Below are 24,205 nucleotides of genomic sequence, written 5' to 3' on the forward strand. Positions count from 1 at the left end.
TCACACGGCGAGCAGGAACAGGGTCAGCGACGCGATCAGCGTTCCGCCGCCGAGCGCGAGGAACACCACGTCCAGCCAGGCGCGTTCGCGCCCGCGGACGGCGACCTGCCGGGGATCGGCCGGGTCGTAGCTGATCCACACCTGCCCGCCGTCGGGCAGCGGCTGCGAGCGCGCCGCGGGCACCGGCGAGAAGACCTCCACCACGGCGTCGTCCGCGGTGGTGAACTGCAGCAGCGGGCGGGGAGATCCGGTGCGGTCGTCCGGCCCCGCCGCGCGGTACCTCACCAGGGCCCGCACCGGCACGCCCACCCTCCGCAGCCGGCGGGTGTCACGCAGCCCGACCGCCCCCGCGAGGTGCGCGACCAGTCCGCCGATCCCGAGGAACAGGGCCAACGGCGCCAACAGGGCCAGGTCCATCGCTGCCCCTCCCTCCCTGGTGCGACGGGTGCGGGTGGCTACCCGCCCTCCCAGTCTGCGCCGGTGCGCGCGACCGTGTCAGCTGTGCGGGGCGCTTTCGGCACCCGGGCCCCAAGGCTGCTCAGGACGCCGCCGCCCGGAGGCCGAAGACGAAGGTCGTGCCACCGCCCGGGGTGTCGTCGGCGGTCAGTTCGCCGTGCATGGCCTCGGTGAATCCCCTGGCCACGGCAAGGCCGAGGCCCACGCCGGCCGGGATCTCGGGGGCACCGTCCGCCGTCCGCCGGACCTGGAGCAGGCAGTCGCGCAGGTCCGGCCGGATCCCCGGCCCCCGGTCGACGACCCGGATCTCGACCCGGTCCCCGACGACGCCGGCGTCCACCCGCACCGCGGCGCCGGGCGGTGACCAGGTCCGGGCGTTGGCCAGCACATTGGCCAACGCCCGCTCCAGCAGCCCGGGATCCGCCTCGACCGGGGGAAGGTCCTCCGCGAGGTCGGTCTCCACCGGCACGTCGGACACCGGCAGGCCGGACACCGCCGCGCGCAGCACGTCCGCGACCGCCACCGGTGCGAGCGTCACCGGCACCTGCCCGGCCTGCATCCGGCCGAGATCGAGCAGCACGGCGACCAGGTGGGTCAGCCGGCCCGCCTCGGTGTCGATGATCGCGCCGCACCCGCGGACCTCTTCCGGCCGCCACTCGGCGCCCGGGGCGAGCAGGCCGGACGCCGATGCCTTGATCGCGGCCAGCGGTGTGCGCAGATCGTGCAGGACGGCCTCCAGCAGGGTGGTGTGCAGCGCGTCGGTGCGGGCGAGCGCCTGGGCCGCCGCCGCTTCCCCGGCAAGACGCTCGCGCTCCTGCGCCAGGCGCAGCTGGGTGACGAACGGGCCCAGCAGCCGGGTGTTCTCCTCCGTGAGGGCCGCGCCGGAGAGCACCAGGACTGCACCCCGGTCGAGTTCCGCGGCGAACGGTGCCTCCTCGGGCCGCTCGGGCAGCGGTCGCCCGGAGGACGCCGCGACACGCCAGTCGTCCCCCGCCGGGGTCAGGACGGCGGCCGCGTCCAGGGCGAAGGTCCGCCGCAGCTCGCCGAGGAGGCGAGGCAGGGCCCGTCCGCCCGTGCGTACGGTCTCACCGGCCAGCCGGGCCAGCGCCTGCGTCTCGGCCCGGGCGCGGGCGGCCTGCTGGGAGCGGCGCGCCAGGCCGTCGATCAGGTGGCTGATGATCCCGGCGACGGCCAGGAACACCAGCAGCGTCGCGGCATCGGTCGCGCGCTCGACGGAGAGGCTGTACCAGGGCGAGGTGAAGCAGAAGTCGGCCGCCAGCGCAGCCGCCAGGGCGGTCCCGGCGGCCGGCGCGAGGCCACCGAGCCGGGCCACGCCGGCCACCACGAGCAGCAGGCACAGCAGCGCGCCGGACAGCCCGACGGAGTCCCGTAGCGGTGCGAGCAGGCCCGCCACGGCGACCGCCCCGGCAGGTCCGAGCAGCCAGCCTGCCCACCTCCGGCGGGGTGGCACGGCGGCGGGCCTCCGGCGGCGCGGCGACCGCGGCAGGTCCAGCATTCCGGGGCCGGGCGGGGGCAGCACCCGGACATCGATCGGTCCGGCCAGCCGGATCACCCGGTTGATCACCGAGCCGCTGGTCAGTTCGCGCACCCGCGAGCGGGTCGTCGGACCGAGCAGGATCTGGGTGGCGCTCTCCGTACGGGCGAAGTCCACCAGGGCCCGGGCGATGTCCGTCCCGCTGATCTCGACGTAGCTGCCGTGCAGCTCGTGCAGGAGGCGGCGCTGGGCCTCCAGGTCCGGCGGTTCCGATCGCAGCGTGCCGTCGTCGATCCGCACGTGGGCGCCGATCAGGTCCCCGTGCACGCGTGCGGCCGTCCGTGCGCCCCGGCGGACCAGGTGTGCGCCGTGCGGTGCACCGTTCAGCGCGACGACGATCCGTTCCTTGGTCTCCCACGGTGCCTTGATGCCGTGCCGGGCCCGGTAGTCCGCGAGGTCCTCCTCGACCCGGTCCGCGAGCCAGAGCAGTGCCAGTTCGCGCAGGGCCCCCAGGTTGCCCGGCCGGAAGTAGTGGTCGAGCGCGATGTCGATCTTGTCCGGCGAGTACACCAGCCCCTGCGACATCCGGTGCCGCAGCGCCTCCGGGCTCAGGTCCACCAGCTCGATCCGGTCGGCGGCCCGCACCACCGCGTCCGGGATCTGCTCGTGCTGGACCACCCCGGTGATCTGCTCGACCACGTCGTTGAGGCTCTCCAGGTGCTGGATGTTCAGCGTGGTGGACACGTCGACGCCCGCACGGAGCAGCTCCTCCACGTCCTGCCACCGCTTGGCGTTGCGGCTGCCGGGCACGTTGGTGTGCGCCAGCTCGTCCACCAGTGCGAGCGCCGGCCGGCGCGCCAGCACCGCGTCCAGGTCCAGCTCGGCCAGCTCCACCCCGCGGTGGCGGACCGTCCGGCGTGGCACCACCGGCAGGTCGCCCAGCTGCTCCTCGGTGCCCCGGCGCCCGTAGGTCTCCACCAGGCCGACCAGCACGTCCAGCCCGCCCTCGTGGAGCCGCCGCCCCTCGGCGAGCATGGCGTAGGTCTTCCCCACCCCGGGCGCGGCGCCCAGGTACACCCGCAGCTTTCCGCCTGCCGCCACCGGGGGCCTCCCGTCCGCCACCGTCGCCGCACTCCGGCCCAGGTGTCCATCCTCGCCCGAAGGACGGATCCCGGTGCAGCCCCCCCGATGGCACCAGATGGCGCCACCTGGCACCGAGTGGCGCCACTCGGCGCCACTCGAGGGCACATGCGCACACCTGGCACCACCATGGCACAGATAGTCGGACCACCATTTCCGCAGGTCAGAGCGGCCATCCTTGCCATGACTCCACCCGCGGCGCCAACGGGGCTTGCGCATGGCGCCACAGTGGTGCCATGATGGCGCTATGGACCTCACGCCGTATGTCGACACCCTCCGCCGCGAACTCGCGGTGGCCGCCGAAGCCGGTGGGGCGGACGCCCGCGAGCTGGCCGAGCGGCTCACCGCTCCGCTGGAGTCGGCAACCCGCCTGACCATGCTCAACGTGCTCTCCGCCGCGATGGACGAGATCACCCGCGAGCTCGCCCCCGGCTCGGTCGACGTACGGCTGCGCGGGCTCGACCCCGACTTCGTGGTGACCCTGCCGCCCACCGAGGGCGGCGCCACCAAGCCGGGCACCCCGCTCGAACCGCTCAAGGCGCCGGCACCCGCCGACAGCGACGAGGGCGGCACCGCCCGGGTCAACCTGCGCCTGCCGGCCCACCTCAAGGCGCGCGCCGAGGAGGCCGCGAGCCAGGAGGGCCTGTCGGTCAACGCGTGGCTGATCCGGGCCGTGTCGGCCGCGGTCGACGGCAGCGGTACGCCGCGCACCACGGAGCGGACCCGCTCCGTCGGACAGAGCTTCACGGGCTGGGTCCGCTAGAACCGGGCCTCGAACCCCGGCCGCACCCACCCCACGCCCCACTTCACCCACACCACGCCCCACCAGCGGGGGCACCCCAAAGACCCATGAGGACGGGACAGCCATGCCTTCTTTCGACACTCCCGAACCGATCTCGGCCACGGCGCACGTGGAGGCCGGTTCCATCCAGTTCATCGCGGGCGACCGCAGCGACACGGTGGTCGAGGTGCGGCCCCGCGACCCGGCCAAGGACCGGGACGTGCGGACGGCCGACCAGACCGAGGTCACCTGCACCGGCGGCGTGCTGACCGTCAGGACGCCCAAGTCCAACCTGCTCGGCCTCGGCCGCACCGGCACCGTCGACGTGACGGTCGAGCTGCCCGCGGGCTCGCGGATCGACACCACCGGCGCCTGGACCCAGGTGCTCGGCGAGGGGCGGCTCGGCGAGGTCCGGGTGAAGACCTCGTCCGGCGACGTCCGCCTCGACACGACCGGGCCGCTGCGGCTGACCGCCTCCCACGGCTCGATCACCGTCGACCGGGTCGAGGGCCGGGCCGAGATCACCACCAGCTCCGGCAGCCTGCGCGTCGGCACCCTCGACGGCCCCGCCGTGCTGAAGAACTCGCACGGCACCACCACCGTCGGCGCCGCGCTCGGCGACCTGCGGGTGAGCGGGGCCAACGGCGACATCGACATCACCCGCGCCGAGGGCGCGGTCGTCGCCACCACCGCCCACGGCACCGTGCGTGTCGCCGAAGTCGCCCGCGGCACGGTTCAGTTGGAGACCTCATACGGCGCCATCGAGGTCGGCGTCCGGGCGGGCACCGCCACCTGGCTCGACGTCAGCTCCGGCCACGGGCAGGTGCGCAACACGCTCGCCGACTCCGACGCCCCGGAGCAGAGCGAGGACACCGTCGAGGTCCGCGCCAGGACCCGCTACGGCAACATCGACGTGCGCCGCGCCCGGGCCTGAGCACCGGCCCCACCGACCCGCCCACTCCCCCATTCCCCCACTCCCCCAGTCACTCCGGCCTCCGAACGGGAGGGTTCCATGCCTTCATCTGTCATGCCCACTCCAAGGCAGCGCGGCGCGCAGTCGCCCGCCGCCGTCTCCGCCATCGGCCTGCGAAAGTCCTACGGCGACAAGACCGTGCTCGACGGCATCGATCTGCGCATCCCGGCCGGATCCGTGTTCGCCCTGCTCGGGCCGAACGGCGCCGGCAAGACCACCACCGTGCAGATCCTCTCCACGCTCATCGCCGCCGACGGCGGGCAGGCCCAGGTCGCGGGCCACGACCTCGCCACCGCCCCGCAGGCCGTACGGGCCGCGATCGGCGTCACCGGGCAGTTCTCCGCCGTCGACGGCCTGATCACCGGCGAGGAGAACATGCTGCTGATGGCGGACCTGCACCACCTGTCCAAGCACGAGGGCCGGCGGGTCGCCGCCGAACTGCTGGCCCGCTTCGACCTGGTGGAGGCCGCGAAGAAGCCCGCCGCCAGCTACTCCGGCGGGATGAAGCGCCGCCTCGACCTCGCAATGACCCTGGTCGGCAACCCGCGGATCATCTTCCTCGACGAGCCGACCACCGGCCTCGACCCGCGCAGCCGCCACAACATGTGGCAGATCATCCGCGAGCTGGTCTCCGACGGCGTCACCGTCTTCCTCACCACCCAGTACCTGGAGGAGGCCGACGAACTCGCCGACCGCATCGCCGTGCTCCACGACGGCAGGATCGCCGCCGAGGGCACCGCCGACGAGCTCAAGCGGCTCGTCCCCGGCGGGCACGTCCGGCTCCGCTTCACCGACCCGGCCGCCTACCGGCGCGCCGCCCTCGCCCTGGGCGAGGTCACCCGGGACGACGAGGCACTCTCCCTGCAACTCCCCAGCGACGGCAGCCAGCGCCAACTGCGCACCGTCCTCGACCGGCTGGACGCCGCCGGCATCGAGGCCGACGAGCTGACCGTGCACACCCCCGACCTCGACGACGTGTTCTTCGCCCTCACCGGCGACACCGACCGGCCCAAGGAGGCTGTCCGATGAGCTCCCTCGCACTCGCCGTCCGCGACTCGTCCACGATGCTGCGCCGCAACCTGCTGCACGCGCGCCGCTACCCGTCGCTCACCCTGAACCTGCTGCTCACCCCGATCATGCTGCTGCTGCTCTTCGTCTACATCTTCGGCGACACGATGAGCGCGGGCATCGGCGGCGGCGGCGCGGACCGCTCCGCGTACATCGCGTACATCGTCCCGGGCCTGCTCCTGATGACCATCGGCAGCACCGTCGTCGGCACCGCGGTGTCCGTCTCCAACGACATGACCGAGGGCATCATCGCCCGCTTCCGCACGATGGCGATCCACCGCCCCTCCGTGCTGGTCGGCCACGTCCTCGGCAGCGTGCTGCAGTCCATCATGAGCGTGGTCCTGGTCGGCGCCGTCGCGGTGGCCATCGGCTTCCGGTCCACGGACGCGAGCGTGCTGGAGTGGCTGGCGGCCTTCGGGCTGCTCGTGCTCTTCGCCACGGCGCTCACCTGGATCGCCGTCGGCATGGGCCTGATCAGCCCGAACGCCGAGGCCGCCAGCAACAACGCGCTGCCCCTGATCCTGCTGCCGCTGCTCTCCAGCGCCTTCGTCCCGGTCCACTCGATGCCCGGCTGGTTCCAGCCGGTCGCCGAGTACCAGCCGTTCACCCCCGCCATCGAAACCCTCCGCGGCCTGCTGCTCGGCAGCGGGATCGGCCACAACGGGTGGCTCGCCGTGGCCTGGTGCCTGGGCCTCGCGGTGCTCGGCTACCTCTGGTCGACCGCCAAGTTCGACAGCGACCCGAAGTAACTCCCCGGCCCCGGCCCGGCCCCACCACGCCACGCCCCACCACGCCCGAGGGCGGCGTACCCCGACCCCGCGTCGGCGTACGCCGCCCCGCCGGCGTCCCCGGCCGGCCGCCGGGCGCGGGGACCGTCAATGCCGTGTCAGGAGAGCGGGCTCCGGGGTCAAGGCCTCGTCAGGGCCGGGCCGGCGTGGCCGGCGCGCGGGAATGGTGTCAGTGCCGCGCACTCCTCGGCTAGGAGCACCGAATGACCGTGACACCCGTCCGTTCGTACCTCCCGCCGCCGTCCGCCGGTGGACCCCACCCGGCCACCCCGCCCGGCGGCGTGGTCGGCAGCCCCTGGCCGGCCTCCGCCCGGCTGGAGCGGAGCGGGGAGCTGACCGTCGGCGGGGTGAGCCTGGCCGACACCGCGGACCGGTTCGGCACCCCGGTCTACGTCCTCGACGAGGACGAGGTGCGGACCCGCTGCCGCGCCTACCGGGCGGCCCTGCCGGGCGCCGATGTGTACTACGCCGCCAAGGCGTTCCTGTGCAGCGCCCTGGCCGGCTGGGTCGCCGAGGAGGGCCTCGGGCTCGACGTCTGCTCCGAGGGCGAGCTGCGGCTGGCGGCCGCGGTCGGCTTCCCGCCCGAGCGGATCCTGCTGCACGGCAACGCCAAGAGCCCGGCCGAGCTGCGGCTCGCCCGGCGGCTGCGGGTCGGCCGGATCGTCCTCGACAACCTCGCCGAGATCCCCCGGCTGGCCGCCATGACCAGTGCGCAGACACCGCAGCGGGTGCTGGTCCGGGTGGTGCCCGGGGTCGCCGCCGGGCACCACGAGGCCGTCCGGACCGGGGTCGCCGGGCAGAAGTTCGGCTTCGGGCTGGACGGCGGGGACGCCGCGGAGGCCGTCCGACGGGTGCTGGCCCAGCCGGGGCTGGTGCTCGGCGGCCTGCACTGCCACCTCGGTTCGCAGATCGACTCGGTGGAGCCGTACCTGGCGGCGGTCGACCGCCTGGTCGCGCTGCTAGCCGCCGTCCGCGACGAGCACGGCGTCCAGCTCCCCGAGCTCGACCTCGGGGGCGGGCACGGCGTGCCCTACGCCCCCGGCGAGGACGCGCTCGACCTGGAGACGTTCGCGGCCCTCGTCCCGGCCCGGCTGGCCGACGCGTGCGAGCGCCACCGCCTGGACGTACCGAGGCTGTCTGTCGAACCCGGCCGCGCGGTCGTGGCACCCGCGGGCATCGCGGTCTACCGGGTGCTCGCGGTCAAGCAGCAGGGCGGCGGCCGGGTGTTCGCCGCCGTCGACGGCGGGATGAGCGACAACCCGCGCCCGGCGCTGTACGGCGCGCGGTACTCGGTGCGGGCGATCGGCCGGACCTTCGCCGCCGGCACCCAGGAGGTCGACGTGGTCGGCCGCCACTGCGAGGCCGGCGACGTCCTGGTCCGGGGTGCCCGGCTGCCGGCCGACCTGCGGCCCGGCGATCTGCTCGCCGTCCCCGCGGCCGGCGCCTACCAGCTCTCCATGGCCTCCGGCTACAACCTGGTCGGCCGCCCCGCCGTCGCCGCCCTGCGCGAGGGCCGGGCCCGCCTGCTGATCCGCCGCGAGACCGTCGAGGACTTCCGCGCCCGCGAGATCAGCCCCTGAGCCCTCCCGCGTCCGGCCGCCGCCACAGGCCCCGGGCGGCGAGCAGCGGCAGCACCCCTTCGCCGACCCGGTAGGCCTCCTCCAGGTGGGGCACCCCGGACAGGATGAACTCCTCGATGCCGAGGCGGTGGTACTCCTCGATCCGGTCGGCGACCTCGCGGTGGCTGCCGACCAGCGCGGTGCCCGCGCCGCCGCGGACCAGGCCGACCCCCGCCCACAGGTTCGGGTACACCTCCAGGCGGTCGACCGCACCGCCGTGCAGCTCGCGCATCCGGCGCTGGCCCTCGGACTCGCTGTGGGCCAGCGCCTCCTGGGTGCGGCGGATCCGGTCCGGGTCCATGCCGGCGAGCAGCCGGCCGGCCTCGGCCCAGGCCTCGGCGGAGGTGTCGCGGCTGATGGTGTGCAACCGGATGCCGAACCGGGGGCTTCTGCCGTGCACGGCGGCGAGCGCGCGGATCCGGTCGATCTTCTCCTTCACCTTCGGCGGCGGTTCGCCCCAGGTCAGGTACACATCGGCGTGGCGGGCGGCCACCCGCTCCGCCTCGGGCGAGGAACCGCCGAAGTACACCTCCGGCACCGGATCGGGCAGCCTGGTCAGCCGGGCGCCCTCGACCCGCAGGTGGTCGCCGTGGTGGTCGACCGTCTCGCCCCGCCACAGCCGCCCGGTGATGTCGAGGAACTCGTCCGTCCGGGCGTAGCGGCCGCGCTTGTCCAGGAAGTCGCCGTACGCCCGCTGCTCGGCCGACTCCCCGCCGGTGACCACGTTGAGCAGCAGCCGGCCCTGCGACTGGTTCTGGTAGCTCGCCGCCATCTGGGCGGCCAGGGTGGGGCTGAGCTGGCCCGGGCGGAAGGCGACCAGGTACTTCAGCCGCTCGGTGGCCTGGGTGAGCATCGCGGTGGTCAGCCAGGCGTCCTCGCACCAGGCACCGGTCGGGGTCAGGGCGCCGGCGAAGCCCAACTGTTCGGCGCTGCGGGCGATCTGGCCGAGGTAGGCGATGCTGGGCGGACGGTCGGAGCCGGCCGCCCCGGGGGTGGAGCCGTGGCCCCCGCCGACCACCTGGCGGCTGTCGCCGGTGGTCGGCAGGAACCAGTGCAGCGTCAGTGCCACCGGCCCTCCCCGGTGGCGGCCGCGGGGGCGAAGCCGCCGAAGCCGCCGTCGTGGTGGACCAGCGGTGCGCCGCCGTCGGCGTGGGCGGCCAGCACCTCGCCGACCACCAGCAGGTGGTCGCCGACCTGCTGGAACTGGACCGGACGGGCGGTCAGCCGGGCGGCCACCCCCGCCAGCAGCGGGGTGCCGTGCGGCCCGGGGCTCCAGGCCGTCCCCGCGAAGCGGTCCACCCCGCTGCGGGCGAAGCGGCGGGCCAGCTCCTCCTGGTCCTGGCGGAGCAGGTGCACGGTGAACGCCTCGGCCGCGCGGACCGCGGGCGCGGTGGAGGCGCCCTGCGCCAGGTAGAAGGAGACCAGGGCCGGCTCCAGGCTGACCGAGGTGAAGGAGGTCGCGGTGAAGCCGGCCGGGCCCGGCACGGTGATCACCACGACACCGGCGGCGTGCCGGCGGAGCGTACGGCGCAGCAGCTCCGCGGGGGCGGTGGGCTCGGTGCGGGGGCGGTCGTCCACGGCGGTCATGAGGCATGTCCTTCCCTGGCGGCGGTACCGGTGGTGGTACCGGCAGCGGTACCGGTGGTGGTGAGCAGGTGGGGCAGGTCGGCCAGCTCGGGCAGGTCGGCGCCGCCGGCCCGCAGCCGCTCCAGCCACTGGACGACCTGGGCCGCCACGCTGCGGTGCGCGGCGTCGTTGAGCACGTCGTGCACGCCGTCGGCGACCAGGACGAGTTCGGCCCGCCGCAGCCGCGCGGCCAGCCGGTGCGCCGCCGCCGCGGGGACGACCGGGTCGGCCGATCCGTGCAGTACGAGCACGGGCAGGTCCGGGGCGGCGGCCTCGGCGGCGGCCGCGAGCTCTGCGGCCACCGGCACGCCGAGCAGGCCGGGCCGGAAGGCCGGGTCGTCGGCGAGCAGGCCGCGGTGCACGGGGCAGGAGGTGCGGGCCGCCAGTTCGTCGCTCCAGCCCGGCCCGGCCGGGTGCCGGCTGTCGGGGGCGCCGACCAGCAGCACGGCGTCCGGGCGGGCGGCGCCCGCGGCGGCGGCGAGGGCGAGCAGCGCGCCGGTGTCGGAGCCGGCCAGGACGACCGGCCCGGGGCTCTGCCGGGCGGTGGCGACCTGCTCGGCGAGGTGCGCGGTGTCGGCGAGCGAACGCACCTCGGCCGGGGCCTGCACCTGGTAGCCGTCGAAGGCCAGCCGGCGGCCGAACCGGCCGTACAGGCCCGGGTGTTCGCCCCGGCCGGGGAGCAGCAGGACGGTGCCGCGGACGGCGGTGCCCGGCGCGGGCGCCCACCGCTCGGCGGCCGCCAGGGTGGGGGCGGGTGCGGCGCTCACCGGGCCGCGCCCGCGGCGGCGGCCAGCGGGGTGGCGGCGAGCGACGCGGCGGCGTCGCGGCGGGCGACCTCCTGGCGGACCAGCGGCAGCAGCTCGCGGCCGTAGTCCAGGGCGTCGTCGAGCGGGTCGTAGCCGCGGATCAGCAGGGTGGTGACGCCGAGGTCGACGTAGTCGAGCAGGGCCTGCGCGACGGTCTCGGGGGTGCCGACCAGGGCGGTGGAGTTGCCGGCCGCTCCGGTGGCGGCGGCCGGGGCCGTCCACAGCGCCCGGTCGTGCCGGTCGCCCTTGGCGGCGGCGGCGAGCAGCCGCTGGGAGCCGACGTTCTGCGGGGTGGCGCCGGGCCCGGTGGGCAGGATCGCCCGGCGTCCGCCGAAGGCGTCGCCGCGGCCCCGGATGGTGTCGAGGATGCGGTGGGCGCGGTCCCAGGCCTCCTCCTCGGTGCGGCCGAGGATCGGGCGGAAGGAGACGCTGAAGCCCGGCGCCTCGGCACGGCCGGCGGCCTCGGCGGCGGCCCGGACCTTGGCGATCTGCTCGGCGGTCTCGGCCAGCGGCTCGCCCCACAGGGCGAAGGTGTCGGCGTGCTTTCCGCCGACCCGGTAGGCGGCCTCGGAGGAGCCGCCGAAGAACAGCGGGATGCGCGGCTGCTGGGCCGGGCGGACCTCGGAGTGGAAGTCGGCGAAGCGGTAGTACGGGCCGTCGTGGTCGAAGGGCTTCTCCTCGGTCCAGGCCTTGGTCAGGACGGTGAGGTAGTCGTCGGTGCGGGCGTAGCGCTCGTCCTTGGTGAGGTAGTCGCCGTCGCGGCGCTGCTCGGCGTCGTGGCCGCCGGTGATGATGTGGACGGCGACCCGGCCGCCGGAGAACTGGTCGAGGGTGGCGAAGGTGCGGGCGGCGACGGTCGGTGCGATGAAGCCGGGCCGGTGGGCGATCAGCAGGCCGAGGCGCTCGGTGTGGGCGGCGGCGTAGGCGGCGACCTGGTTGGGGTCGGGGCTGGCGGAGGAGTGGGCGATCAGGATCCGGTCGAAGCCGGCCTCCTCGTGGGCCTGGGCGAACCGGCGGGTGTAGTCGGCGTCGACGACCGGGCCGCCGGCGGGGCGGGTCTCGGAGACGTCGTGGGTGGAGATCATCCCGATGAACTGCACAGGCATGGGTCAGTTTCCTTCGCTGGTGGTGGAGTTGGTGGGGTCGGTGGAGCTGGTGGGCCTGACCAGGCCGGCCCGGCCGGCGGCGAGCAGGACGGTGTCGTCCTGCGGGGTGTGCACCCGGCTGCAGAGCACGTCGCGCAGGTGGCGCTGGAGCGGGTGGTGGCGGGTGAGTCCGTGGTTGCCGACCAGCGCGACGGCCTGCTGGACGGCGTCGACGGCGGCCCGGGTGCCGAGCAGCTTGGCGCCGGCCGACTCCTCGGCGGCGCCGGGTTCGCCGGCGTCGACGGCCGCCGCCAGGGCGGCGACGAGCCGCTCGGCGCCGGTGAGCGCGATGTCGATCTCGCCCAGCGCGCTCTGGAAGCGCGGCAGGGTGGCGAGCGGGGCGCCGAGCGCGGTCGGGGTGCGCTCCAGCAGGAAGCCGGTGAGCCAGTCGCGGGCGGCCCGGGCGACGCCGAGGTAGAGGGCGGTCAGACCGAGCGAGTTCCAGGCGCCGCCGACCGCGTCCCGGCCGCCGTCGGCGCCGGGCGCGGTGAGGTGGGCGACATGGCCGAGGGGCACGGGCACGGCGTCCAGCAGGACGTCGTCGCTGCGGCTGGCCCGCAGCCCGAGGTGGTCCCAGGTGGGCTCGACGGTGATGCCGGGCCGGTCGGCGCGCACCAGGAAGGAACCGACCCGGGGTTCGGCCTCGTCGGTGCGGGCCCAGACCAGCATCCAGCGCAGCGCGACCGCCCCGGTCGAGAAGATCTTGCGTCCGGTCAGCTCCCAGTGGTCGCCGGCCCGCCGGGCGACCGTGGCGGGCAGGCCGCCGCGCACGGGGGTGCCGAGCTCCGGCTCCACCCGCAGCGCGTTGACCAGGGTGGGGCGTTCGGCGGACTCGCCGAGCAGGTCGGCGAGCGCGTCGGCCGGCCAGTGCGGGTGGCGGGCCTGCGTGGCGTGGGTGAACAGGGTCATCGCGGTGACCAGGGCCACCGCGGGGTCGCCCTGCCCGAGGGCGCGCAGGATCCGCACGGTGTCGGCGAGTCCGGCGCCGGGTCCGCCGTGCCGCCGGTCGACGGTGGCGGTCAGCAGCCCGGCCCGGTGGACGAGTTCGATGCCCTGGTACGGGAAGCTGCCGTCCCGGTCGTGGTCGGCGGCCCGGGCGGCGAGTGCGGCGGTGAGCTCGGGCAGCCGGTCGAGGTCGGGCGCCGGCAGCGGGCGCGGCACCGGGAGCGGGGGCGGGATCGCGGGCGATCCGGTCGGGGCGATCGGGGCGGTGGTCATCGGGCGGTCTCCGGGGCGGGGGCGGCTGGGGCGGCGGCGAGCAGGTCGGGCGGGCGGCGGACGGTGACGGGGGGTGGCTCGCCGCCGGACCAGCGTTCGATCTCGACGAGCGCGTGCTGACCGGTGCAGCCTTGGGAGAGCCGCGAGCTGGGCACGTCCGCGGTGAGCACATTGGGGTTGCCGTGCGCGCAGAGCGGCGGCTCCGTCCCGGGCACCGGGTCGAACCAGGCGCCGGTGGGCAGCCGGACCACGCCGGGGCGCAGCCGGTCGGTGAGCCGGACGCCGGCCAGGCAGGCGCCGCGGTCGTTGAAGATCCGCACCAGGTCGCCGTCGGCGACGCCCCGGGCCGCGGCATCGGCGGGGTGCAGCTCGACGGCCTCCCGGTCGGCCACCTTGTCGGCCAGGCTGGGTGCGCCGACGTCGAGTTGGCTGTGCAGGCGGGTGGCCGGCTGGTTGGCGACCAGCAGCAGCGGGTGGCGCTCGGCGGCGGGGGTGCCGAGCCGCTCGGGCGGGTCGAGCCAGGCGGGGTGGCCGGGGCAGTCCGGCAGGGCGAGGGCGGCGACGGTGGCCGAGTGGAGCTCGATCCGGCCGCTGGGGGTGGCCAGCGGGTGCCGGTCCGGGTCGGCCCGGTACTCCTCGAACAGGGTCCGCTCGGCGGCCTGTTCGGGCAGCCGCCACTCCCCCGCGGCCCAGAACTCCTCGAACGGCGGCGGATCGCCGACCCGGTCGGCGCGCAGCCGGTCGGCCCACTCCTGGTAGAGGTGCACCAGCCACTCGCGCGGCCCGCGCCCCTCGGTGAACCGCTCGGCGAAGCCCAGCCGTTCGGCGAGCGCGGCGAGGATCGCGTGGTCGTCGCGGGCCTCCCCGTACGGGGCGACGGCGCGGTGCATGGCGATCAGGTGGGTGTCGCGGCGCCCGCCGCCGAGATCCTCGCGTTCCAGCGCCGTGGTGACGGGCAGCACGATGTCGGCGTGCCGGGCGCTGGCCGTCCAGTGCGGCTCGTGGACGATGACGGTGTCGGGGCGGGTGAAGGCGCGGCGCAGCCGGCCGAGGTCCTGGTGGTGGTGGAAGGGGTTGCCGCCGGCCCAGTGCACCAGCCGGATGTCGGGGTAGGTGCGGCGGGTGCCGTCGTAGTCGTACTCCTCACCGGGGTGCAGCAGCAGGTCGGCGATCCGGGCGCAGGGGATGAACTCCTCGGCGGGGTTGGGGTCTTGCGGCAGGAAGGGCAGCCGCAGGGCCGGGCCGGTGTCGCCGACGTCGCCCATCGAGCCGTAGCCGTGGCCGAAGCCTCCGCCGGGCAGGCCGATCTGGCCGAGCGCGGCGGCCAGCGCGAGGCCGGCCCAGACCGGCTGCTCGCCGTAGCGGGCGCGCTGCAGCGACCAGGTGACGGTGACCAGGGTGCGGGTGGCGGCCATCCGGCGGGCGAGCCGGCGGATCCGGTCGGCGGTGAGGCCGCAGATCGGGGCGGCCCAGTCGGCGTCCTTGGGGGTGCCGTCGGTGCTGCCGTCCAGGTAGCGGGCCAGGGTGGGCCAGCCGGTGGTGTACCGGTCGAGGAAGGCCCGGTCGTGCAGCCCCTCGGCGAGCAGGGTGTGGGTGAGCGCGAGCATCAGGGCGGTGTCGGTGCCGGGTGCGACGGGGTACCAGTCGGTGGCCGGCCCGTCCGGGAGGTCGTCGCGCAGCGGGCTGACCAGGGCGACCTGCACGCCGGCGGCGGCGAGTTCGGCGAGGTGGCCGGGGGTGCCGTGCCGGGTGACCCCGCCCGGGGTGACGTGGACGTTCTTGGCGGGGATGCCGCCGAACGCGACGATCAGCCTGGTGTGCCGGGTGATCGTCGGCCAGGAGGAGGAGGCCCGCAGCACGGTGTCGGCGTCGCCGACCAGGTGCGGCAGCAGCACCAGCGAGGTGCCCAGGCTGTAGGAGTTCCGCGAGCCGGTGTAGCCGCCGAACTGGGCGAGGAAGCGGTGCAGTTGGCTCTGTGCGTGGTGGAAGCGGCCCGCGCTGGCCCAGCCGTAGGAGCCGCCGTACACCGCTCGGTGGCCGAACTCCCGGCGGACCCGGTCGAGTTCGGCGGCCACCAGGTCCAGGGCGTGGTCCCACTCCACCTCCACGAAGGGTTCCGCGCCGCGCCGCGCCGACGGGCCGGGGCCGTGTTCCAGCCAGCCCGCCCGGACGGCGGGCCGCCGCACCCGGGTCGGGTGGTGGAGCGCGCCGGCGACCCCGTCGAGCAGCGGGGAGGGCGAGGGGTCGGCCGGGTGCGGCTCGACGGCGAGGGCGCCGTCCGGCCGGGTGCGCACCCGGAAGGCGCCCCAGTGCGAGGTGGTGGGGGTCGTCACGGCCGGCCGGCCCCGACCGGTTCGGCGGCCTCGGCGGCCTCCGCCGCTTCGGCTGCCCCGGCGCGGACCAGGCGGACCAGCTCGCCGTAGTCCCGGGCGTCCGCGAGCGGGTCGAAGCCGCGGATCAGCAGGGTGGACACGCCGAGCGCGGTGTAGTCCAGCAGCGACTCCGCGACCTGCTCGTAACTGCCCACCAGTGCGGTGGAGTTGCCGGCCGCGCCGGTGGCCTTGGCGATCGCCGTCCAGAGCCGCTTGTCGTGCACCTCGGCCTGGTCGGCGTATTCCAGCAGGCGCTGCGAGCCGTGCTGCGCGGAGTGGTCCAGGTTGAAGTGCCGGCGCAGCTCGCCGGAGCGCTCCTTGGTGAGCCGCAGGATCTCCTCGGCGCGGCGCCAGGCCTCGGCCTCGGTGGCGGCGGGGATCGGCCGCAGGCTGACGCTGAAGCGCGGGTCGCGGCCCCACGGGGCGGCGGCGGCCCGCACCTGGGCGATCCGCTCGGCGATGCCGGCCAGCGGCTCGCCCCAGAAGGCGTACACGTCGGCGTGCCGACCGCCGACCCGGACCGCGTCCGCCGAGGCCCCGCCGAAGTAGACCGGGATGGCAGCGGCGGGCCGGACCCCGGAGAGCGCGCCCTTGACGGTGTAGAACTCGCCCTCGTGGCTGAAGGGTTCGGCGGACTCCCAGGTGCGGCGGACGATCTGCAGGAACTCGTCGGTGCGCCGGTAGCGGGTCGGCTTGTCGCTGAGGTCGCCGTCGCGGGCCTGGTCGGCGTCGTCGCCGCCGGTGATCACGTGCAGCGCCACCCGGCCTGGGTGGAAGGCGTCCAGGGTGGCGAACTTCCGGGCCGCCAGGGTGGGTGCGACGAAGCCCGGCCGGTGGGCGAGCAGGACGCCGAGCCGCTCGGTGTGGGTGAGCACCTGGTCGGCCACGGTGAAGCCGTCCGGGCTGGCCGAGGAGTGGGCGACCAGGACACGGTCGAAACCGGCCTCCTCGTGGGCGGTGGCGAGCGCCTTCAGATAGGCGGGCTGGATCACGGCGCCGGTGGGGCTGCCGGTCTCGCTCTGGGTGCTGACGGCGGCGGCCGCGCCGGAGGCGGCGCCGGTCTCGCTGACGGGCTGGGTCGCGGTGATGCCGATGAACTCGATGGCGGACACGGTGGTGCTCCTGGGATCGCGGGTGACGGAAGGGGCCGGACGCGGACGGCGGGGCGCAGGCGTGGCAGGGCGCGGACGGACAGGCGTGGACGGACGCTTGCGGTAGGCCGCGGCGGCCTCAGCGGGCGAGCCGGCCGCGCCAGTCGGGCGCGTGGTGGCAGGCGGCGCTGCGGCCGGGGTGCGGCCGGACGGCGGCGGGGCGCGGCGCGCAGTCGGCGTCCGCGAACGGGCAACGGTGCGCGAAGGCGCATCCCGAGGCGGCCGGCGGTCGGGCGGCGGGGCTGCGCAGCAGTGCGAGGTCGGCCCGGTGCGCGGGGTCGAGGCTGGGCGCGGAGGCGGCGAGCAGCGCGCTGTACGGGTGGAGCGGCTCGGTCAGCACCGCTTCGGCCGGGCCTTCCTCCACCACACGGCCCCGGTAGAGGACGGCGATCCGGTCGGCGACGCCGGCCAGCGAGTCCAGGTCGTGCGAGATCACCACGACCGCCAGCCCGAGCTCGTGCCGGAGCCGGTCGAGCAGGCGCAGCACGTGGTTGCGGTTGGAGGCGTCCAGGGCGCTGACCGGCTCGTCGGCGAGCAGCAGGCGGGGCCGGGTGACGATCGCCCGGGCGAGCGCGACCCGCTGGCGCTGGCCGCCGGACAGCCGCCCCGGGGTGCGCCCGGCGAGGGCGCGGTCCAGGCCGACCTGGTCGAGTGCGGTCGCCACCCGGCCCTCCCGCTCCTCCTTCGGGATCCGGGCGACGGCGAGCGGCTCGCCGACCAGCCGGGAGACCGTCAGGTCGGGGTCGAGCGAGCGCAGCGGGTCCTGGAACATGTACTGGACGGTGCCGGCCCGGCGGGCCTCCCGCAGGGCGCGGCCGCGCAGGGCCGTGCGGTCCTCGCCGTCGACGGTGATCCGGCCGCCGGTCACCGGGGCGAGACCGACGACCGCGCGGGCGAGCGTGGTCTTGCCGGAGCCGGTCTCGCCGATCACGCCGAGGATCTCGCCGGCCCGGGCGTCCAGGTCGACGCCGCTGAGCACCTGCTCGCCGCGCCGGTAGGAGACGTCGAGGCCGCGGATGCTCAGGCGGGCGCCGGCGGGGGCCGTGGTGGGCCGGGCGGCCGTCGGGGCTTCGGTGGTGACGGTCATGCGGGCACCTCCGTGCGGTCGGGTGTGGCGGCTCCCTGCAGGGCGAGTTCGGCGGCCCGCAGGCAGCGGACGGCGCGCCGGTGGTCCCCGGGCACCGGCGCCGGGGCGACCGGGGCGAGGGCGACCGGCCCGGCCGAGCAGACGTCGGTGGCGTAGGCGCAGCGGGGCGCGAAGCGGCATCCGGGGCCGGCCGTGCCGGGCTCGGGGGGCCGGCCGGGGATGACGGCGAGCTCGCGCCGGCCGCGGTCGCCGAGCGAGGCGACCCGCAGCAGGGCCTCGGTGTACGGGTGGGCGGGGGCGGCGACCACCTCGGCGGTGGGCCCGTCCTCGACGATCTCACCGGCGTAGAACACCAGCAGCCGGTCGCTGACCTCGGCGACCACGGCGAGGTCGTGGGTGACCAGGAGCAGGGCGAGGCCGCGCTCGGCGCGCAGCCGGTCGAGCAGGTCGAGCACCTCGGCCTGGACGACGGTGTCGAGCGCCGTGGTCGCTTCGTCGGCGACCAGCAGTTCCGGCTCGCCGGAGACGGCGATCGCGATCAGGACCCGCTGCAGCATGCCGCCGGACAGCTCGTGCGGGTAGCGGTCGTGCACCGTCTCGGGGTCGCGCAGGCCGACCGAGGCGAACAGCTCGACGGCGCGGCGGCGGGCCTCGGTCCGCGACAGCCGGTGCCGCGTCCGCAGCGGTTCGGCGAGCTGGCGCCCGACGGTGAGCGAGGGGTTGAGGTAGGAGCCCGGGTCCTGGAAGACGGCGCCGAGGCGGCTGCCCCGGACCTGCTGCCAGGCGCGCTCGTCGAGGCCGGTGAGCGCGGTGTCGCCGAGGCTGATCCGCCCGGCCGAGACGGCCACCCCGGGGGCGAGCAGGCCGAGCACGGAGCGGCAGGTCAGCGTCTTGCCGCTGCCGGACTCGCCGACCAGCCCGACGGCCTCGCCGGCCCGGACGGTGAAGGAGACGTCGCGCACCGCCTCGGTGCGGCCCCGGCCCACGGTGACGTGCAGGCCGTCGACGGTCAGTGCGGGGCGCTCAGGCGTGGGCGTGGCGGCGGGCATCGGCCTTCTCCTTCGGCGCGTCGGTGGACCGGTCGGGGGTGCCGGCGCCCTGGCCGGAGGCAGTCCCGTCGGGGGCCTGGTCAGGGGCCTGGTCGGCGGGGTGGTCCGCGGGGTCGGCGTCCCGGACCGCGTCGGCCAGCAGGTTGAGCGCGCCGACGGTGAACATGATCAGCGCGGCGGGCAGCGCGGGCGCCCAGGGCTGCTGGGCCAGGAAGCCGAGGTCGCTGGCGAGCATGCCGCCCCAGGTCGGCGCCGGCGGCTGGACGCCGATGCCGAGGAAGGTCAGCGATGCGACCGTCAGCAGGCTGGTGGCCAGGGCGTGCGCGGTGGTGACCGCCACCGTGGGCAGCACCTTGCGCCAGACGTGGATGCGCAGGATGTGCAGCCGGCCCGCGCCCATCAGCTCGGCGGCCTCTACGTACTGGGCCCGGTCCAGGCCGAGCGCGGCGGCCCGGGTGACCCGGAAGAACAACGGTGCCAGCAGCACCCCGAGGGCGAGCATCGCCTGGTGCAGGCCGTTGCCCAGCACGCCGACCGCGGCGATCGCGAACAGCGTGAACGGCAGGGTCATCAGGGCGTCCACCGCCCGCAGCGACACCCAGGTGAGCGCCGGGGCGAACCGGACCGAGGCGATCCCCGGGAGGACCCCCAGCAGCATCGCCGCACCGACCGCCTCGACCGCGGCGACCACCGACAGCCCGGTACCGGCGAGCAGCCGGCTGAGCACGTCGCGGCCGAGGTAGTCGGTGCCCAGCAGGTGGGCGCCGCCCGGGCCTTGGAGGATGTGCGCGGTGTCCTGGGCCAGCGGGTCGAGCGGGGCCAGCCGGCCGCCGAACACGGCGAGCAGGGCGACCAGGGCGAGCGCCGCCAGCGCGGCCTTGGCGACCGGCTGCCGGGCGACCGTGCGGACGGCGCTCACCGCTGCCCCGCCCCGGCCGAAGAGGCTTTGCGGGCGGCCGGGTTGAGCGCGAGCAGGCCGGCGTCCACGGCGAGGTTGGCGACCAGCACCACCGCGACCGTGACCAGCAGGGTGCCCTGGATCACCGGCACGTCGTGCTGCTCGGCGGCGCGCAGCGAGAGCTGCGCGATGCCCGGCAGGTTGAAGATCCGTTCGGTGACGACGGCGCCGCCGATCAGCATCGGCACGCTCATCCCGAGCACGGTCACCGCCGGCCCGGCGGCATTGCGCAGCACGTGCCCGAAGAGCACCCGCCGCCGGGAGAGCCCGCGCATGACGGCCCCGGTGGCGTAGTTCTCGCGCAGCGCGCCGACCAGCGAGGTGCGCAGCTGCCGGGCGATGCCCGCGGCGGCGTCCAGGCTCAGCGCCAGGGCGGGCAGGGTGGCGAACCGCAGCCACTGGGAGGGGTTCTGGCCGAACGGCACGTACCCGCCCGAGGGCAGCAGCCGCAGCTGGACGGCGACCACGGTGATCAGGCCGATCGCGAGGACGAAGGCCGGCAGGGTGCCGAGGACGGTGCAGACCGCGGTGACCGCGCGGTCGAGGCGGCCGCCGTTGCTGAGCGCGGCGCCGATGCCGGCGGCCGAGCCGAACAGCACCGCGAACAGCAGGGCGAGGCCGGCGATCGAGAGGTCGACGGGCAGCGCGGCGGCGATCGAGTCGGACACCGGGACGGTGGTGAACCAGGAGCGTCCGAGGTCGCCGCCGAGCGCGTGCGCCAGCCAGCTGCCGAACTGCACCGGCAGCGGCCGGTCGAGGCCGAACTCGTGGTCGAGGCGGGCGATGTCGGCGGGGGTCGCGGTCTCGCCGAGCACCGCGGCCGCCGGGTTGGCGTCCGAGACCGCGCCGAGGGCGAAGGTGAGCAGCGAGGAGAGCAGGAACACGGACACCGTGCCGGCCAGCACCCGGCCGGCGGACCTGGGCGCCCGGGCCGCGCGGCGGGCGAACCGCCCCGCCGTCACCCGGCCGGTGGGCGGCGGGGCCGGCGGCGCGGTCGCGGCGGGCAGGGCCGCGGTGCTCACGACGCCGTCACTCCCTCGAAGCGCTGCACCACGGTGAAGGCGGGGATCGGCGAGACCGAGCGCCGGCGGGCCAGCAGGCGGGGCACGCTGTAGAGGAAGACGTTCGGCATGGTCCGCACCGCGAGCGCGGAGGCCGCCTGGAGCACCTTCGGGTAGTCGGGCGAGTCCAGCGGCGTCCGGGACACCTTCTCCACGGCGGCGGTGAGCTCCGGCGGGACGGTGCGGCCGGGGTTCATCAGGCCCTGCTCGCCGAACAGCACCTGGAAGGCCTGGGCGGCGGAGTCACGGCCGGCGAACTGGTCGGTGAACAGCGCCTTGGAGTGCTGGATGTAGACGATCTGGGTGGCCTGCGCGGCCGGGATCACCTCGATGGTGGCACGGATGCCGACCGCCTTCAGCTGGGCCTGGAGCTGCTCGGGCAGGCCCTGCGCGGCGGTGGTGGTGAGGGTCAGGTCGACGCCGTCGGGGTGGCCTGCCTTGGCGAGCAGGGCGCGCGCCTTGTCCGGGTCGTAGCGGTACAGGTCCTCGGAGCCGGGGTCGTGCCCGACGTAACCCTTGGGGAAGGGCTGGTAGTTGACCTCGCCGTGGCCGAACAGCTGGGTCTTCACCAGGGCTTCGCGGTCGATCGCGTACTTCAGGGCCTCGATCACATCGGGGTTGTCGAACGGCCCCTTGGTGCTGTTGACGTCGAGGACGGCCACCACCAGCGACGGGATCTCCTGCACCTCCAGCCCGGCCGCCTTGGCCGCCTCGACCTGGCTGCCCGGGATCTGCGCCACGTCGAACTGCCCGGACTGCAGGGCGCCGACCACGATGGCGGCGTCCGGCAGCGGGTAGACCTCGAAATTCTCCAGCTTGATCGAGCCGGCGTCCCAGTAGGTGGGGTTGCGGCGCAGCACGGCCTTGGCGTTCTGGGTGTACGAGGTGAGGGTGAACGGCCCGGCGCCGGCCGGCTTGGTGGCGATGGCGGCGGCGTCGGCCGTGAAGGCCTTGGGGTTGACCACCAAGCCGGTCTTGCCGGCCAGCAGGTTGGGCAACTGGTAGTCGGGCTGGGTCAGTTGGAGGACAACGGTGGTGGCGTCGGGGGCCTGCACCTCCTTGACGTGCACCAGCTGCGGGGCGACCAGCGACTTGGGGTCGGTGCGGCCGCGGTCCAGGCTCTGCTTGACGGCGGCGGCGTCCAGCGGGGTGCCGTCCTCGAAGGTCAGCCCGGGGCGGAGGGTGAAGGTGACGGAGGTGCCGTCCGCGCTGTACTTCCAGCCGGTGGCGAGGGCGGGCACCGCCGCGCCCTTCTCGTCGAGCTTGGTCAGACCGGCGTAGACGAGCGAGAGCGCATGCACGTCCCAGCCGGCCGAGGAGAACACCGGGTCCCACGAAGTGGGCAGCGCCCAGCCCCACTTGAGCGTCCCGGAGGAGCCCGCCGCGCCGGTGGTCACGGTGCCGGCGCTGCCGCAGGCGGCCAGGGCGAGCGCGGCGCCGGCGCCGAGGCCGAGTCCGAGGAAGGAGCGTCTGGCGAGGGTCGACGGAGTCGTGGTGGGTCTGGTCATGAGTGTGCGTCACCTTTCGCGGGCACGGCGGGACGGCCCGCGGCCGCCCGGTCCGGGACACGGCGGTCCACGGGCGAGGGCGGTGCGCGGGCGTCGGCGTGCACCGACGGGTCAGGAAGGAGGAGGCGGCCGGCGGCTCCCTCCGGACGAGGGACGGCGCGGCGTGCGGGAGCAAACGCGGAGGAACGGCAGGAGACCGGCGCCGGGCAGGCCCGGACGGGCTGCGGGGCCGCGGACCGGGACCACCGCGGCGGGCACGGCCCGGCAGAGCCCCGATCGGGCTCCGGCGGACGGCCGGCAGGGCGGTGGTCAGGCCGCCGGGGAGAGGGGGGCGCTCAGCGACAGAGGTCGCTGCTGGTGCGCCGAAGGTCCACGTAGCGGCACACCACGTTGGGGTGCGTGGAGAACATGCGCTCATCCTGGCGACAACGGGGCCCGGCTGTCAATGGACACCAAAAGGTGTCTCATTCGTCGGTACGCCGCCCGAGCGGCGGCCCCAATCGGCCGCCCCCGAACCGTCCTTGCTGCTCAGGGCCCGTCCCGAGACGGTCAGCCGAGCCGCCGCTCCTCCGGGGACAGCTCCACCGGCGCGGGCTCCAACCCGGGGCAGACCGCCGCCGCGGCCGCCAGGTACGCCGCCAGCGGGCGCCACCCCGGCACCGCCCGCCGGCCGGCCGGCCCGTGGAACAGCAGCGTCGGCAGCGCGTAGCGGTGACCGTCCTCGGTCTCCTTGGCCGCGCCCGGGTGCGGCCCGTCGGCGCGGAGCCCGATCACCTCGGGCACCGGACGCCGGGTCTCCGCGTGGTCCCGGCGCACCCGTTCGCGGACCTCGGCCGAGTCGGCCTCGGCCACCAGCCGGTCCAGGTCCAGCTCCGGTACGCCGCACAGCGCGGCCCGCACCCGCGCGGGCGAGTCGGCGGGCTCCCCCTGCACGAACACGGTCTCCCGCAGCCGGCGCAGCACCCGCTCGGCCACCTCGGGCCCCTGCCGCTCGGCGGCGGCCGCGGCCAGCGACGCCGGCCGGCTGCTCGCCGCCACCCACCCGAGGACGGCCGCGCGGGGGGCGCCGGTGTGACCGGCGACCTCGGCCAGGTACCGGGCGTACCAGGCCGTCTCGGCCGCCGGATCCGGCGCCGGCTCCTCGTCGTCGTCGAACAGGATCCCGAACACCCGGCGGTGCCGGGCCGCGCCCGCCAGCATCCGGTGCAACACCCTCAGCCTGGGCTCCGACCCCCAGGCCCAGGGACAGAACGGGTCGGTGTACTCGACGACTTCGAGACCCGGGGCGCCGGTGCGGGCGGTCATACCGGCGCCGCCACGGCCTGCCGGGCGGGCAGCAGGCCCTCGACCGTGGTGCTCGCCAGGATCTCCCGGGCCCGCTCCTCGACCGCCCGCCAGATCTCGGGCAGCGCGTCCGCGGGCCCGGGGTAGGCGAGAGAGCCGAGCGGCTCGCCGCGCAGCGTGATCACCTCGCCGTCCACCGCCCGGACCACATCGAGCAGGGTGATCTCGGCGGCGGCGCGGCCGAGCCAGTAGCCGCCCTCGCAGCCGCGTTGGCTGCGGACCAGGCCGGCCCGGCGCAGGTCGCCGACCACCGATTTCAGGAACCGGAACGGGATACCCTGGGAGGAGGCGATGGCCTCGCAGGTGAGCGGACGCCCCGTGTCGCAGGCGAGTTCGACGAGCGCGCGGGCGGCGTAGTCCGCCTTCGCGGAAATATGCATGGGACCGAGTATCCACCGGCCGCGCCCTTCTTCAAGCTCCGCCCCGGAGCGGTCCGTTGACCGACCCACCCGAAAGGACACCTCTTGACATCCTTTCCGTCCCGCGCCTAGCGTCCTGTCCGCGGCCGCCGCTGCGCCCGTCCGGCGCCCGGCCCGGTGACGTTCGCGCGCCTGCGCTCC

Annotated in this window: 21 protein-coding genes; 5 read left to right on the forward strand and 16 right to left on the reverse strand. The window is 75.7% G+C overall.

Annotated elements, in window-relative coordinates:
• Both AB0K43_RS11575 and AB0K43_RS11580 read right to left on the reverse strand, forming a co-directional pair.
• Positions 1–417, reverse strand: a complete 417-nt coding sequence (locus tag AB0K43_RS11575; protein ID WP_363638377.1) for a DUF3592 domain-containing protein — start codon at positions 415–417, stop codon at positions 1–3.
• A 121-nt stretch (positions 418–538) separates the two neighbouring features.
• Positions 539–3,052 carry a DUF4118 domain-containing protein gene (locus AB0K43_RS11580; RefSeq protein WP_363638379.1) on the reverse strand — a complete coding sequence of 838 codons (2,514 nt, stop codon included), beginning with the start codon at positions 3,050–3,052 and terminating at the stop codon, positions 539–541.
• A 286-nt stretch (positions 3,053–3,338) separates the two neighbouring features.
• Between AB0K43_RS11580 and AB0K43_RS11585 the strand changes: the two genes are divergently transcribed.
• The 5 genes from AB0K43_RS11585 to lysA all read left to right on the forward strand — a co-directional run bounded on the left by AB0K43_RS11585 (position 3,339) and on the right by lysA (position 8,281).
• Entirely contained in the window at positions 3,339–3,854 is a 516-nt protein-coding gene (locus AB0K43_RS11585; protein ID WP_363638381.1) for a toxin-antitoxin system HicB family antitoxin, read from the forward strand.
• A 103-nt stretch (positions 3,855–3,957) separates the two neighbouring features.
• Positions 3,958–4,806 carry a DUF4097 family beta strand repeat-containing protein gene (locus tag AB0K43_RS11590; protein WP_363638383.1) on the forward strand — a complete coding sequence of 283 codons (849 nt, stop codon included), beginning with the start codon at positions 3,958–3,960 and terminating at the stop codon, positions 4,804–4,806.
• A gap of 93 nt (positions 4,807–4,899) precedes the next feature.
• Positions 4,900–5,874 carry an ATP-binding cassette domain-containing protein gene (locus AB0K43_RS11595; RefSeq protein WP_363638385.1) on the forward strand — a complete coding sequence of 325 codons (975 nt, stop codon included), beginning with the start codon at positions 4,900–4,902 and terminating at the stop codon, positions 5,872–5,874.
• Positions 5,871–6,662, forward strand: a complete 792-nt coding sequence (locus tag AB0K43_RS11600) for an ABC transporter permease (protein ID WP_363638387.1) — start codon at positions 5,871–5,873, stop codon at positions 6,660–6,662. Before AB0K43_RS11595 ends, AB0K43_RS11600 begins: the two co-directional genes overlap by 4 nt.
• Before the next feature lie 242 nt (positions 6,663–6,904).
• Positions 6,905–8,281: a diaminopimelate decarboxylase gene (gene lysA, locus AB0K43_RS11605; protein WP_363638389.1), complete on the forward strand. Its 1,377-nt coding sequence runs from the start codon at positions 6,905–6,907 to the stop codon at positions 8,279–8,281.
• On the opposite strand, the gene AB0K43_RS11610 is transcribed toward lysA, so the two are convergent.
• The 14 genes from AB0K43_RS11610 to AB0K43_RS11675 all read right to left on the reverse strand — a co-directional run bounded on the left by AB0K43_RS11610 (position 8,271) and on the right by AB0K43_RS11675 (position 24,025).
• On the reverse strand, positions 8,271–9,389 hold the full coding sequence (locus AB0K43_RS11610; protein ID WP_363638391.1) for an LLM class flavin-dependent oxidoreductase: 1,119 nt from the start codon (positions 9,387–9,389) through the stop codon (positions 8,271–8,273). The two genes, lysA and AB0K43_RS11610, sit on opposite strands and share 11 nt — an antisense overlap.
• Positions 9,380–9,907: a flavin reductase family protein gene (locus AB0K43_RS11615; RefSeq protein ID WP_363638393.1), complete on the reverse strand. Its 528-nt coding sequence runs from the start codon at positions 9,905–9,907 to the stop codon at positions 9,380–9,382. Before AB0K43_RS11615 ends, AB0K43_RS11610 begins: the two co-directional genes overlap by 10 nt.
• Positions 9,904–10,713, reverse strand: coding sequence for an alpha/beta hydrolase (locus tag AB0K43_RS11620; protein WP_363638395.1), 810 nt, complete (start codon positions 10,711–10,713; stop codon positions 9,904–9,906). Before AB0K43_RS11620 ends, AB0K43_RS11615 begins: the two co-directional genes overlap by 4 nt.
• Complete coding sequence (locus tag AB0K43_RS11625) at positions 10,710–11,858, reverse strand: LLM class flavin-dependent oxidoreductase (protein WP_363638397.1); 1,149 nt, start codon at positions 11,856–11,858, stop codon at positions 10,710–10,712. Before AB0K43_RS11625 ends, AB0K43_RS11620 begins: the two co-directional genes overlap by 4 nt.
• Before the next feature lie 3 nt (positions 11,859–11,861).
• Positions 11,862–13,115, reverse strand: coding sequence for an acyl-CoA dehydrogenase family protein (locus AB0K43_RS11630; protein ID WP_363638399.1), 1,254 nt, complete (start codon positions 13,113–13,115; stop codon positions 11,862–11,864).
• Positions 13,112–15,448 (reverse strand): molybdopterin-dependent oxidoreductase, encoded by a 2,337-nt coding sequence (locus AB0K43_RS11635; protein ID WP_363638401.1) that lies wholly within the window; start codon positions 15,446–15,448, stop codon positions 13,112–13,114. The genes AB0K43_RS11630 and AB0K43_RS11635 overlap by 4 nt, the downstream gene beginning before the upstream one ends.
• Positions 15,445–16,599, reverse strand: a complete 1,155-nt coding sequence (locus AB0K43_RS11640) for an LLM class flavin-dependent oxidoreductase (protein ID WP_363638403.1) — start codon at positions 16,597–16,599, stop codon at positions 15,445–15,447. The genes AB0K43_RS11635 and AB0K43_RS11640 overlap by 4 nt, the downstream gene beginning before the upstream one ends.
• A 118-nt stretch (positions 16,600–16,717) precedes the next feature.
• On the reverse strand, positions 16,718–17,725 hold the full coding sequence (locus AB0K43_RS11645; RefSeq protein WP_363638405.1) for an ABC transporter ATP-binding protein: 1,008 nt from the start codon (positions 17,723–17,725) through the stop codon (positions 16,718–16,720).
• The gene (locus AB0K43_RS11650; protein WP_363638407.1) at positions 17,722–18,774 is read right to left on the reverse strand and encodes an ABC transporter ATP-binding protein; all 1,053 of its coding nucleotides are present in this window, start codon (positions 18,772–18,774) and stop codon (positions 17,722–17,724) included. The genes AB0K43_RS11645 and AB0K43_RS11650 overlap by 4 nt, the downstream gene beginning before the upstream one ends.
• Positions 18,749–19,693 (reverse strand): ABC transporter permease, encoded by a 945-nt coding sequence (locus tag AB0K43_RS11655; protein ID WP_363638408.1) that lies wholly within the window; start codon positions 19,691–19,693, stop codon positions 18,749–18,751. Before AB0K43_RS11655 ends, AB0K43_RS11650 begins: the two co-directional genes overlap by 26 nt.
• The gene (locus AB0K43_RS11660) at positions 19,690–20,754 is read right to left on the reverse strand and encodes an ABC transporter permease (RefSeq protein ID WP_363638409.1); all 1,065 of its coding nucleotides are present in this window, start codon (positions 20,752–20,754) and stop codon (positions 19,690–19,692) included. The genes AB0K43_RS11655 and AB0K43_RS11660 overlap by 4 nt, the downstream gene beginning before the upstream one ends.
• Positions 20,751–22,301: an ABC transporter substrate-binding protein gene (locus AB0K43_RS11665; protein WP_363638411.1), complete on the reverse strand. Its 1,551-nt coding sequence runs from the start codon at positions 22,299–22,301 to the stop codon at positions 20,751–20,753. The genes AB0K43_RS11660 and AB0K43_RS11665 overlap by 4 nt, the downstream gene beginning before the upstream one ends.
• Before the next feature lie 549 nt (positions 22,302–22,850).
• Complete coding sequence (locus AB0K43_RS11670) at positions 22,851–23,606, reverse strand: DsbA family protein (protein ID WP_363638413.1); 756 nt, start codon at positions 23,604–23,606, stop codon at positions 22,851–22,853.
• Positions 23,603–24,025: an Rrf2 family transcriptional regulator gene (locus AB0K43_RS11675; protein ID WP_363638415.1), complete on the reverse strand. Its 423-nt coding sequence runs from the start codon at positions 24,023–24,025 to the stop codon at positions 23,603–23,605. The genes AB0K43_RS11670 and AB0K43_RS11675 overlap by 4 nt, the downstream gene beginning before the upstream one ends.
• Positions 24,026–24,205 lie beyond the last annotated feature (180 nt).

It is taken from the genome of Kitasatospora sp. NPDC049258, from assembly GCF_040678895.1.
Taxonomy (GTDB): domain Bacteria; phylum Actinomycetota; class Actinomycetes; order Streptomycetales; family Streptomycetaceae; genus Kitasatospora.